The following is an 11,972-nucleotide window of genomic DNA, read 5'->3' as shown; positions in this document are numbered from 1 at the left end:
AAGTATTGTATCTCTTATATTAACTATTTAATAAATAGGTATATATAAAATGAAAAATAATATATTTAAAATTGTAGTTTTGGCGGTACTTTCCACTTCCCCACTATTTTGTTATGCGAATAACACAATAATGATTAAAGGAAATATTGTTGAAGATACTTGTTCTACAATAAATGTTGAAAAAGAGTGTGCTCAAATCAATACTCTGAATACGACTATTGATACTCAATATTTAAGCAAAGATAATGTATTCAACTTAGCAAGACATACTGAAAAAATGGATACGAGTATCGAAACCATAAGTGCTAATAAAAAGGTTGTTCTCGTTAACTATCATTGATAGCTCACATCAACTAAGTCTTATTTATCTTTAATAGATAGGTATAGCTCAAGAGCGAATTTCCGATTTTCATATGGCAATCTAGCCAAAATTAAAAATTCGCTCTTTTCTCTAAAAAATGTTAAATTATTCACGTTTTTTTAAACACAAAGATAAATAGTTCTATATAATCACTTCATTAAATTTTCCTTAAAATAATTTCCCTTAATTGTATTGCTTCTTTTACAGTTGTTTTTATAGCCAGCTATTATTTAATTTTTATATTAAAAACAGTAATTTATATTAAAAATAGTATTCATTGTTGTAAATCAAATGATTAAAAATTTTTCTTATTATGGAAAAATAGTGTGATGAAGTTTGCATTTTGTTTAAAAAGTGTTAGTATCGCCGCATTACTTTTCAAGATGCCAACTTCTGGAAAAGTAACAGATTAAACTTTTATCCAGACTTTTGAGAAAACACTATGAAAAAACTTGCTTTGATCGCTGCTCTTTCAGTTGTAGGGATTGCGAACGCTCAAGCTGCTGATGGTACAATTACAATTAATGGTTTAGTAACAGACAAAACTTGTGACATCGTTACACCTGCTGGTAAAGACTTCACAGTTACTCTTCCAACTGTTTCTAAACAAACTTTAGCTGCAGCTGGTAACGTTGCTGGCCGTACTCCTTTCCAAATCAAATTAGCTAACTGTTCAGAAGGTAAAGTTGCGACTTACTTCGAACCAGGTGCAACAGTTGACTTCAATACTGGTCGTTTACTTAACCAAGACGCTACTGGTGCTAAAAACGTTAACGTTCAACTTTTAGGTAGCAACAACCAAGTAATTCCAGTTCTTGCTGCTGGTGCAAATGGCGCTCAAGCAAACTCTCAATGGGTTGACGTTGCAGCAGCTGGTAGTGCAGACCTTAACTACTATGCTGAATACTATGCAACTGGCGCTTCTACTGCTGGCAAAGTGAACACTTCTGTTCAATACACAATTATCTATCAATAATTGATGGATGGTAGGGTTTCTATATTCGTATAGAGACCCTATTTTTGTGTAACGCTTTCCCGAACTTCCTTGGTTGAGACTCCTGAAATGAAATTGAACAGTTATAATTTTTTGTTAGGTTTGGCATTTGCTTCAGCGGTAGCCGCACCTGCCTCTCATGCAGAAATTGTAATTCATGGCACTCGTGTGATTTATCCTTCGGATGCTCGCGAAGTTACGCTACAAGTTAGCAATAACGGTTCAAAACCAGCTCTTGTCCAAGCTTGGATTGATGAAGGCGACCCAAAAAGTACTCCGGATCAATCAAAAGTTCCTTTTATGATTGCTCCTCCAATTTCTCGTGTTGAAGCAACAAAAAGTCAGACTTTCCGTATCACTGCTTTACCCACTGCTTCTCAGTTAAATCAGAAGCAAGAAACTGTTTTGTGGTTAAACGTTTTGGATATTCCTCCAAGACCAACTTCAAAAAGTTCAGATACGACACCTGATAATTTTCTGCAATTAGCCATTCGCTCACGTATTAAATTCTTCTATCGTCCAGCTTCGATTAAAGATGACGCGAACTTAGCAGCAGATAAGCTTCAATGGGTTAAATCTGGTCAAAACTTAACGGTAAAAAATCCAACACCTTTTCATATCACGATGACTTCTGTTTTTCAGAAAGTGGGCGATAAAAAAGTTGATTTATTACCTGAAGGGCTCATGGTTAAGCCTTTTTCTGATGCATCTGTTCAGCTTAAGAACGGCAATCTTCAGGATATGAGTTTTATTAATGTGAATGACTACGGTGGTCGAGTCGAACACTCAATAAAACTTCAATAATCAGATTTATATTTTTAATAAATTTTAAGCACCTATTATGTGAGTAGGCGGACTTAGCTATGCCAAAAAAACGGCAAGAATCTTATAAATTATTAAAACGCCATATTTGTTATTACTTGGCTTCTGGTGTTGTTACAATGACAATGCCTGTATTCGTGCACGCTGAAGAAACAGCTGCGAGTGCTCCTGTGGAAGCTGAGTTTGATTCTGCTTTTTTAATTGGCGATGCAAAAAAAGTTGATATTTCTCGCTTTAAATATGGCAACCCTGTTTTACCTGGCGAATACAACGTTGACGTATATGTAAATGGTCAATGGTTTGGTAAACGCCGTATGGTCTTTAAAGCTGTAGATCCAACGCAAAATGCGGTGACTTGCTTTACGGGAATGAATCTTCTTGAATACGGCGTAAAACAAGAGATTTTGACTAAGCATGCTCCCCTTCAAAAAGAAAATAATACTTGCTACAAAATTGAAGAATGGGTAGAAAACGCATTTTATGAGTTTGATAACTCTCGCTTACGTGTAGATATCTCAATTCCTCAAGTCGCATTACAAAAAAATGCGCAAGGTTATGTCGATCCAAGTGTATGGGATCGTGGTATTAATGCAGGCTTTTTATCTTATAGTGGTAGTGCTTATAAGACGTTTACTCATTCTAATGATCGAAGTGAAACGTCAAATGCATTTATGGGAATCACTGCCGGACTAAATTTAGGTGGCTGGCAATTACGTCATAACGGTCAGTGGCAGTGGCAAGATACCCCTACTGAAAATCAGTCTAAATCAAGTTACGAAGAAACAAGTACTTACCTACAGCGAGCATTCCCGAAATATCGTGGTGTGTTAACACTTGGGGATAGCTTTACAAACGGCGAAGTATTTGATTCTTATGGCTATCGCGGTATCGATTTCTCAAGTGATGATCGAATGTTACCGAATAGTATGCTTGGCTATGCTCCACGTATTCGTGGTAATGCTAAAACCAATGCAAAAATTGAAGTTCGCCAGCAAGGTCAACTTATTTATCAAACAACAGTAGCACCAGGTAACTTTGAAATTAATGACCTATACCCTACTGGTTTTGGTGGTGAGATTGAAGTTACTGTTATTGAAGCAAATGGTGAAGTACAAAAATTTGCCGTGCCTTATGCATCTGTTGTACAGATGTTACGTCCTGGTATGAACCGTTATTCTTTAACTGTAGGTCAATTCCGTGACCGTGATATTGATCTTAATCCGTGGGTGGTTCAGGGTAAATATCAACAAGGTATTAACAACTATTTAACAGGTTATACCGGAATTCAGGCTTCTGAAAATTATACAGCTTTATTGCTAGGTGCCGCTTTTGCAACACCTATTGGTGCAATTGCATTTGACGTTACCCACTCTGAAGCTGACTTTGAAAAGCAAGCTTCCCAGTCAGGGCAAAGTTTCCGTTTAAGTTATAGTAAGTTAATTACTCCAACCAATACGAACTTAACACTTGCTGCTTATCGCTACTCAACTGAAAACTTCTATAAATTACGTGATGCTCTTCTTATTCGTGATTTAGAAGACAAAGGCATAAATACCTATTCTGCTGGTCGCCAACGTAGTGAATTCCAAATTACCTTAAACCAAGGCCTTCCTGAGGGTTGGGGTAACTTTTATATGGTAGGTTCATGGGTTGATTATTGGAACCGTAGCGAAACGACTAAACAGTATCAAATTGGTTATAGCAACAATTACCATGGTTTAACTTATGGCTTGTCTGCGATTAACCGTCAAGTTGAATATGGTTCAAACACTCAATCACGTGATACTCAGTACTTAATGACATTGTCTTTCCCAATGAACTTCAAGAAGAACTCAGTCAATGTCAACATTACTGCATCTGAAGATAGTCGTACAGTGGGTGCGAGTGGTATGGTGGGTGATCGCTTTAGTTACGGTGCTTCTATGTCGCATCAAGACTATACAAACCCATCGTTTAACGTAAATGGTCGTTATCGTACTAACTATACAACTGTTGGTGGTTCTTATAGCGTAGCTGACTCTTATCAGCAAGCAATGGTGAGCTTAAGCGGTAGTATTGTTGCTCACTCAGAAGGTGTGTTATTTGGCCCTGAACAAGGTCAAACAATGGTACTTGTACACGCACCTGATGCAGCTGGAGCAAAAGTAAATAATACGGTTGGTCTAAGTGTAAATAAAGCAGGTTATGCGGTAGTTCCTTATGTTACTCCATACCGTCTTAATGACATTACGCTTGACCCTCAAGAAATGTCTAGCAAAGTAGAACTTGAAGAAACGAGTCAACGTATTGCTCCATTTGCTGGCGCAATTGCTAAAGTAGACTTTGCAACCAAAACTGGTTATGCGGTTTATATTAAAAGTAAAACTGTAGATGGCAACAGTCTACCGTTTGCTGCACAAGTCTTTAACCAAAAAGACGAAGCTGTAGGTATTGTTGCACAAGGTAGTATGATTTACTTACGTACCCCGCAAGCTCAAGATCGCCTCTATGTAAAATGGGGTGATGAAAGCAATGAGCGTTGTTCGGTTGAGTACAATGTAAGTAACCAGCTACAAAATAAGCAACAAAGCGTGGTAATGACGGAGGCTGTCTGCAAATGAAAAGAATATTATTAACGGGTGCTCTATTTACTGCTGGCTTTGGCGTGTATGGTGAAGCTAATGCAGCCTGTACGATAGTTAACTATAAGCCCAATGATGTTCTTATGGCGGTGGGTCGTGTCGTTGTGCGCCCTAGCGACCCAGTCGGTGCAGTTTTAAGAAAAGCAACTTTTCCTATTAGTAGTAACGGTACAGAAGCTTGGTATTGTGACTATACAGATTCAGTAATTGCTGAATTAACGCAAGCTTATCCATTAAGCTCTTTAGGCAATAGCATCTATACCACGAATATTCCGGGTATTGGTATTCGCCTGTACCGTGAAGCAGAAAATAATGCGAACTTTTCTGGTTATTACCCTTATCAACGCGGTGGAATCTCTGGTAGACGTTTTTTAGCGTCGGGTTATTTTGTGGTGGAAATCATTAAAATTGCATCACAAACAGGTTCTGGGACTTTAGTACCTGGTAGATACAGTAGCTATTATGTCCGTGGCTTTCCAGATAAACCTTTCTTAACAAGTACTGTTAATGCCAATGCGATTACGATTGCATCTTCTTCATGTGAAATACAAGGTAACATTAACAAGGTTGTACAGCTTCCTACAGTTACCAAAGCTGGTTTTAAAGGTGTGGGTTCAACTCAAGGTGAACAAACCTTTGATATGAATATTCTCTGTAATGGTGGTATTAACCCTACCGGCTATGAAGAGAAAAACCTTATTAGTTTGACCTATGACTTTACTCAAGATGGTACAAACAATCAGGTTTTAGCGAATACAGCTGCAGCTTCTGAAAAAGCAAACGGTGTTGGCGTACAGTTACTTTGGAATTATCAAAATAAAAATCAGGTTATCAAAAAAGGAGATAAGCTCGCTTTAGGTACATTGTCTTCTAACCAGACACTTCAATATAACGTACCAATGACTGCTCGCTACTACCAAACAGCAACGAATGTTTCACCTGGTAAAGTTCGTGCTATGGCAACTGTAACTATTGAATATGATTAATCATATTCAATAGTTTATAAACTCAAAAATATCAAATATTTAAAAACTAATAATAACTTTTTATCAATACTTTCTAAGAACTTAATACTTAACTTTATAGGAACATCTATGAAAAAAATAGGTATCGTTGCAGTTAGTGCAATTACATTATGCTGGGCCATGTATGAGGTATCTTCTGATAATACCAATACAACACCGCGCAATGAATCTAACCAAAAAGTTGCATCTAAAAGCATTTCATCAACTACAAAGAATGAAAAATTAGCACCTCAAATGCTTTTGGCTCAAACTACCTCCTTTAATTCTTCAGCCCCAGTCTGTAAATATAATTTTGATGCGACTCAAGAAGATTATGATTTATGGAATAGTGAACACTCTGACTATTGGTCTATGAAAATATTTCCAATAATAAGTGGGCAAAAATTTGGTTTTAAAGTGGAACCTAGGTTACAAAGTGAGTATGGCTACGTAGATTATGTAGCTACAAGTAAAATAGATAGTCCGAATTCGATTAATGAAATTGGTGATTTAACGATACCTCACACGGGTATTGTTGCATTTGAAATGGAACTTAAAATTCCAACATCAACTCTTGGGAGCTCATCACTTGGAAATTCTAGTTATTACCACTCTGGCATCGGATTTAGTGGGATAACAAATAATGGTTATACAATTAGATCCAACTATTGGTTTGATATGGGGGGGTATGACCCAGATTTTGGTGAGAATCCTGCTAGATTACACTATTATGTAGCCTACCGAATTAGTGATAACAGCGGCCCTGACAATCCATACCACAAGGGTCAAAATATAACAAATAATTCAAATGGATACCAAAGATTAGGTATATATATTAATCAGAACACTAAGCAGGTTGGCTTTATTATAAATGGTGTTGATCAGGGGTATCAATCTACGTTACCTGCTCCACTTGAGAATATACGTTTTTCTGTCTCAAGTAGTATAGGAATATATTCTAATCAATTATTTGGACAAGAGTTGTCTAACGAACTCATTACAGACCGTAATGCTCTACAGTTCAACTACCCTCAGGGTACAACTGACATGTGCGGTAATGCTATTTGAAATATAAAACTATGAAGCGTAAAAAAGGGCTGAATCACAGCCCTTTTTTTATTTCATTTAGAAATGAATGACTGTACGGATTGATTTACCTTCAAGCATTAAATCAAAAGCGGTATTAATGTCTTGTAAAGGCATGGTATGCGTTACAAAAGGTTCAAGTTGAATTTCACCTTTCATAGCATCTTCGACCATTTTTGGAAGCTGTGAACGCCCTTTCACACCACCGAAAGCAGTACCCAACCATTTACGGCCTGTCACTAACTGGAACGGACGAGTTGAAATTTCTTGGCCTGCACCCGCTACACCAATAATGACAGATTGCCCCCAACCACGATGTGCACACTCTAGGGCCGAGCGCATAACATTGACGTTACCAATACATTCAAATGAATGATCTACGCCCCAGCCTGTCATTTCTACAATGACTTGTTGAATAGGTTGATCATAATCTTTTGGATTTAAGAAATCTGTAGCACCAAACTGCTTGGCAAGTTCAAATTTATCTGGGTTAGTGTCTATTACAATAATACGCCCTGCTTTTGCCTGACGTGCACCTTGTACAACAGCTAAACCAATACCACCTAAGCCAAATACCGCAACAGAATCACCTTCTTGTACTTTCGCTGTGTTATGCACGGCGCCAATACCAGTCGTCACACCACAGCCCAGCAAGCATACTTGCTCGTGATTTGCCTCAGGATTGATCTTAGCTAAAGATACTTCGGCTACTACCGTATATTCACTAAAGGTTGAACAACCCATATAGTGGTAAATCGGCTCACCATTATATGAAAAACGTGTGGTGCCATCCGGCATAACGCCTTTACCTTGAGTGGCACGTACAGCAACACACAGGTTAGTTTTTCCAGATTTACAGAATAAGCATTCTTTACATTCTGCTGTATAAAGCGGAATAACATGATCACCCGGTTGAACGCTCGTTACACCTTCACCGACTTCAACAACCACCCCTGCACCTTCATGACCTAAAATTGCTGGGAAAACACCTTCAGGATCATCACCAGACAGTGTAAAAGCATCGGTATGGCATACACCAGTATGGGTAATCTTTATTAAAACTTCACCCGCTTGAGGTGGTGCAACATCAACTTCAACAATCTCTAAAGGTTTTCCTGGGGCAAAGGCGACAGCTGCACGAGATTTCATCTTTGGGTTTCCTTTAAATCATTCGGTATTTATAGTCGAGCAAATTAGATAATGTAACTGTAATACAAGAGTTTAATTTTGCTTAAATTAAAATTGGCTTTCATGGCAATCCATCACAGCATAGCCAGTCAGATACGTCTAAGCAAGCCCGTGTTTCAAAAAGAAGGAGCCTCTTATGTTAAGAAGCTTCTCTGATCAAATCATTTATATTAAACACTTTATATTTACTTATAGGTAAATATCCGGTGGATATGGTGTGTTATCGCTAATAGGTGTATAGAGCGTATTTTCAACAAAGAAGCCGTCTGGAGCTTGAGTAGTATCGATTGTAATCGAATCAAACATCACTTGCGGGTATGCCCAGATAAATTGCTTCATTAGACTAAGCGATAAGTTGTTTTTCATATCCCCAAAAATCCGTTGCCAGATTGGTGTGCGATATGGTTTGTTTTTGTCGAACCCATAGATATAAGCAATAGATGCATCTGGTACAAACCCCGATAAATAAGCAACTTTATTGGCAGGATAGCCTAAATCTTGAGTGGGTATTTGTGAAACAGCCTGATGGGCTAAATCTAATTTAGCCTCTAAAAGCCAATCATAGGCTTCAGTCATAATGTAATCAAAATGAGGGTATGAATAGTGTTCACTTGGATAGTTGATATAAGTTGCAAGAGTTTGTATTGGAGAACGAATAGATGGGAAAAAGATTAATGGACACACTTGGGCATTTGCATATTTTGCTTTAATCGCTGTTCGGATATCTTGGCAGGTCTGCCCTAACTTATTTCTTAACCATGTTTTAAATTCATCATACGGTGTTCCTGTTTTATTCATCGCCTCATAGATTGTTCCTAAGTCTGGTGCATATAAGCCTGTATCTGCATTAAAAGCTAACTTGGTTGGATAGTCATAGACACATGGTAAGTTTGTATCGGTGTTATACCACCACCAAGGCTCACCAATTTGCATGTTGACATCACATCCACCCGTCACCATGGTATCTGCAAACTCAATAAAAACTTTATGTAAATATGCCAAAGCATTTTGATCGCTTAAACTGAAGAAATAACTTGGAGGCTGGTAGCCTGTTTTACCCAAATTACTATTCCAGTCACGCTGTGCCCAGAACTCATTTGCTCCTAGCGAATACATTTCAAAACTTACCCCAAAAACGGGTTGCACATTTGCATTATGTAGAGCTTGGGCATATTTCTCATGCCATTTACGGGTACATGGGTTAACAACATCTTGTCCAGTCACTAAGGTGTCTGGAATCTGAAATCTATTAATATCACTTCTCCAGATCATTTCCGGATAGTGCGACATACCACAGTAATGGTTAATAAAACCGTGATATCCCAAAGCAGTCATGTTATCGACGATTCGTTGTGGATTCAGATCGTAATGGTCGTCATAGCTGGTACATAAACCATAATTATGCTGTGGTACTACCACCCGGCTTAGATTTAACTGGGCATTTACACCTGTCACGACTGAATTGGTAATTCGAATATAACCATCTTCCGCCTGACTTAAAGGCAATGATGAGTGTGCGTTATAACTACTTGTAAACGCTGAAAATGAAATTCGCTGAATATTGGTCACAGGAAAGCTATCTGTGGCCGAGAAGCCTGCTTTGACTGTATCCCAGTTAATATGAATATGGGCAGATCTTGAAGATGGGGTATTCGCGTAGTTGAACAAAACGATATATGCAATTTTATCTACCCCACTGTCGTTATAGTAAACCGTTAGAGTTGGGGTTAATGACTCATTATTTAAAACAGGCATAGAGGGTGACAGCTCAATGTCAAAGTCCCAAACCACACCCGAATAGCTATACTTGGTTTCATAAGCTAGCAATTTATGATCTTTAGAGTCGTAAGAGTCCCAACTAATACCAGCTAAGTCTGTAGTCATACGTGAGCGGAAAGATGCTTCAAAGCCATTGCCATAATTGGTAATGGCAAAAGACATGCTTTGTGGGCCATCTATTCTCCAATAGCTTGGGCTGAACCGATCAATAAGTATATTTTGAGTAATTGGATAAGGTGAAACAGTAGAATTATTTTGTACATTTTCTGAATTATTTATCATGTCATATTGCTCTTAATGGTTTTAAGAAGCTTTATATTAAATAATAATTTTATTTATATTGTTCAGATAAGTAACAATTGAGTTTAATCTATTAACAGTAGATAATTCTTATTGTCTTTAAAATAATATGAAAATAACACATTATTTTAATTCTAAAGTGGACTTTGCAATAAGGAGCAATGAATGCCAAATTTTTCTCAATTAAGGCACTTTAGAGTATTACTTATTTTTACTCCAGCGCTATCATTATTAAGTGGTTGCAACGATAACGCATTTTATAAGAATACTAAACCTACTGTTATTTCTTCTAGTATTGCAAAATCTTACCCAGAGCCAGACACGTATTTGGGTGAAAAACTTCAGCCAAATGAAAAGCTGACAGCACAACAAATATCGACAGTTATTGAAGAATCTATCCGAAAAGAATACTCATCAGGCCAAGCCTTAAGAGATGCACATCCGAAAGCACATGGCTGTGTTCGTGCCGAGTTTCATGTACTTAAAAATATTCCAACTCAACTCGCAAAAGGTGTATTTGTTCCCGATAAAAGCTATGAGGCGTGGATTCGCTTTTCGAATGCATCCAAGGATGCCTCTCAAGCGGATATTGAAAAAGATGCCCGCGGCATGGCTATAAAAGTTTTAGGTGTACCCGGCGAGAAAATTTTAGAAAGTGAAAAAGAAGCCACAACTCAAGATTTTATTATGATCAATCACCCAGTCTTTTTTGTGAATGATGGGCAAAGATATCTGTCTTTTATACATGATATTAATAGTGAAAGTACTTTTAGAAAGCTTCATATTCCGTTTGCTTTAGGACTTAAAGGAACAATGAATGCCTTAGGAGCGCGTAATTCTAAAATTTCTAATCCTTTATATGCACGTTACTGGTCTATGGTGCCTTATCAACTCGGTTTAGGTAACGACCGTCAAGCTGTTAAGTACTCTGTAAGAAATTGCTCAGCGGTGTCTACAGCTCTACCTGATCATCCAAACCATAATTTTTTAAGAGAGGCTTTAAAAGATAGCTTGCAGAAGCAAGAGGTTTGTATGGAATTTTTAATACAACCAAGAACTTCAACTCAAATGCAAGTTGAAGATGCAATGACAGAATGGAAAGAAAAAGAAGCACCTTTTTATCAAGTTGCGACTATTCGTATTCCAAAGCAAAACTTTGATACGCCTGAACAAAATCAATTTTGTGAAAATCTTTCCTTTACGCCTTGGCATGCTTTACCTGAGCATAAACCTTTGGGTGCAATAAATAGAATGCGTAAAGTTATTTACGAAAATATAAGTAAAGTCAGACATGACATGAACTCTGCAGCTCGACAAGAACCTTAGAAATCAAGTTAAATATAAAAAGAACTGCCGATAAGTAAGACAGTTCTTTTTATGCTTTTATTTATAAAAATAGCTATATGGTTAAGATCTACATATCAGTTTTTCAACAATAGAGCTGGGAATGGCTAACCTCTTTTTTATTGTGTAATCTCCTTTACTTGTATCGATAGTGATTCGATCAATGAAATCTGCTAACCATAAAATAAAATCTTCCTCACTTTTATAGTTGGGAAGCAAACTAATATCGAACCTAAAAGGTAGTTCCTCTTGAAAGTTAAGAAGAGCACCTCTGAAATCAAAAAAATTATATAAAAACTTCAACTCAGTACCCGTAATGGCTTTTTTTATTTCTATGATTAAATTATTTAAGTTTTTCAGATGATTGTTCGTGTGATCTTGTTTAATATTTTTAGAAATTTTTTGTGCTAATAGTAAGTATTTTGGCATTGCTATCTCCTTATTAATTTTTTATAAAATATGAGTATAAAATC

The 11,972-nt window shown here is 37.2% G+C and carries 10 protein-coding genes; 7 read left to right on the top strand and 3 right to left on the bottom strand.

Annotated features, from left to right (window positions below; all coding sequences use genetic code 11):
* Positions 1-49 precede the first annotated feature (49 nt).
* From ACH63V_RS17140 to ACH63V_RS17115, 6 genes are all read left to right on the top strand, one after another.
* Positions 50-340, top strand: coding sequence for a hypothetical protein (locus tag ACH63V_RS17140; protein ID WP_263613741.1), 291 nt, complete (start codon positions 50-52; stop codon positions 338-340).
* Between the two features lie 463 nt (positions 341-803).
* On the top strand, positions 804-1,337 hold the full coding sequence (locus ACH63V_RS17135) for a fimbrial protein (protein WP_004708758.1): 534 nt from the start codon (positions 804-806) through the stop codon (positions 1,335-1,337).
* 87 nt (positions 1,338-1,424) lie between these two features.
* A complete protein-coding gene (locus ACH63V_RS17130) occupies positions 1,425-2,159 on the top strand; it encodes a molecular chaperone (protein WP_263613740.1) in 735 nt (244 codons plus the stop codon).
* Positions 2,160-2,218: 59 nt separating this feature from the next.
* Positions 2,219-4,777, top strand: coding sequence for a fimbria/pilus outer membrane usher protein (locus ACH63V_RS17125; RefSeq protein WP_396464188.1), 2,559 nt, complete (start codon positions 2,219-2,221; stop codon positions 4,775-4,777).
* Positions 4,774-5,784 (top strand): fimbrial protein, encoded by a 1,011-nt coding sequence (locus tag ACH63V_RS17120; RefSeq protein ID WP_396464187.1) that lies wholly within the window; start codon positions 4,774-4,776, stop codon positions 5,782-5,784. The genes ACH63V_RS17125 and ACH63V_RS17120 overlap by 4 nt, the downstream gene beginning before the upstream one ends.
* A gap of 108 nt (positions 5,785-5,892) precedes the next feature.
* Positions 5,893-6,870: a DUF4882 family protein gene (locus tag ACH63V_RS17115; RefSeq protein ID WP_396464186.1), complete on the top strand. Its 978-nt coding sequence runs from the start codon at positions 5,893-5,895 to the stop codon at positions 6,868-6,870.
* Between the two features lie 57 nt (positions 6,871-6,927).
* Here the strand turns inward: ACH63V_RS17115 and ACH63V_RS17110 are convergent, their stop codons facing one another.
* The gene (locus ACH63V_RS17110) at positions 6,928-8,037 is read right to left on the bottom strand and encodes an S-(hydroxymethyl)glutathione dehydrogenase/class III alcohol dehydrogenase (RefSeq protein ID WP_396464185.1); all 1,110 of its coding nucleotides are present in this window, start codon (positions 8,035-8,037) and stop codon (positions 6,928-6,930) included.
* 228 nt (positions 8,038-8,265) lie between these two features.
* Positions 8,266-10,137, bottom strand: a complete 1,872-nt coding sequence (locus ACH63V_RS17105) for a phage capsid protein (protein WP_396464183.1) — start codon at positions 10,135-10,137, stop codon at positions 8,266-8,268.
* Positions 10,138-10,320: 183 nt separating this feature from the next.
* Here ACH63V_RS17105 and ACH63V_RS17100 point away from each other — a divergent pair, with 183 nt between their 5' ends.
* Positions 10,321-11,481 carry a catalase family protein gene (locus ACH63V_RS17100; protein ID WP_396464182.1) on the top strand — a complete coding sequence of 387 codons (1,161 nt, stop codon included), beginning with the start codon at positions 10,321-10,323 and terminating at the stop codon, positions 11,479-11,481.
* A gap of 81 nt (positions 11,482-11,562) precedes the next feature.
* Here ACH63V_RS17100 and ACH63V_RS17095 read toward each other — a convergent pair whose 3' ends face one another.
* Positions 11,563-11,928, bottom strand: coding sequence for a hypothetical protein (locus ACH63V_RS17095; protein ID WP_396464180.1), 366 nt, complete (start codon positions 11,926-11,928; stop codon positions 11,563-11,565).
* Between the last annotated feature and the right edge of the window lie 44 nt (positions 11,929-11,972).

The organism is Acinetobacter sp. ABJ-A23_2 (genome assembly GCF_044538765.1).
In the GTDB taxonomy this organism is placed as follows: domain Bacteria; phylum Pseudomonadota; class Gammaproteobacteria; order Pseudomonadales; family Moraxellaceae; genus Acinetobacter; species Acinetobacter nosocomialis_A.
Note: the sequence above shows the minus strand (reverse complement) of the source record. Positions and strands in the feature narration are given on the sequence as shown.

Excerpts from the sequence above, each read along its gene's own strand:
- ACH63V_RS17125 (WP_396464188.1), top strand. The coding sequence starts at position 2,219 with ATGCCAAAAAAACGGCAAGAATCTTATAAATTATTAAAACGCCATATT.
- ACH63V_RS17120 (WP_396464187.1), top strand. The coding sequence starts at position 4,774 with ATGAAAAGAATATTATTAACGGGTGCTCTATTTACTGCTGGCTTTGGC.
- ACH63V_RS17115 (WP_396464186.1), top strand. The coding sequence starts at position 5,893 with ATGAAAAAAATAGGTATCGTTGCAGTTAGTGCAATTACATTATGCTGG.
- ACH63V_RS17130 (WP_263613740.1), top strand. The coding sequence starts at position 1,425 with ATGAAATTGAACAGTTATAATTTTTTGTTAGGTTTGGCATTTGCTTCA.
- ACH63V_RS17100 (WP_396464182.1), top strand. The coding sequence starts at position 10,321 with ATGCCAAATTTTTCTCAATTAAGGCACTTTAGAGTATTACTTATTTTT.
- ACH63V_RS17140 (WP_263613741.1), top strand. The coding sequence starts at position 50 with ATGAAAAATAATATATTTAAAATTGTAGTTTTGGCGGTACTTTCCACT.
- ACH63V_RS17110 (WP_396464185.1), bottom strand. The coding sequence starts at position 8,037 with ATGAAATCTCGTGCAGCTGTCGCCTTTGCCCCAGGAAAACCTTTAGAG.
- ACH63V_RS17105 (WP_396464183.1), bottom strand. The coding sequence starts at position 10,137 with ATGATAAATAATTCAGAAAATGTACAAAATAATTCTACTGTTTCACCT.
- ACH63V_RS17095 (WP_396464180.1), bottom strand. The coding sequence starts at position 11,928 with ATGCCAAAATACTTACTATTAGCACAAAAAATTTCTAAAAATATTAAA.
- ACH63V_RS17135 (WP_004708758.1), top strand. The coding sequence starts at position 804 with ATGAAAAAACTTGCTTTGATCGCTGCTCTTTCAGTTGTAGGGATTGCG.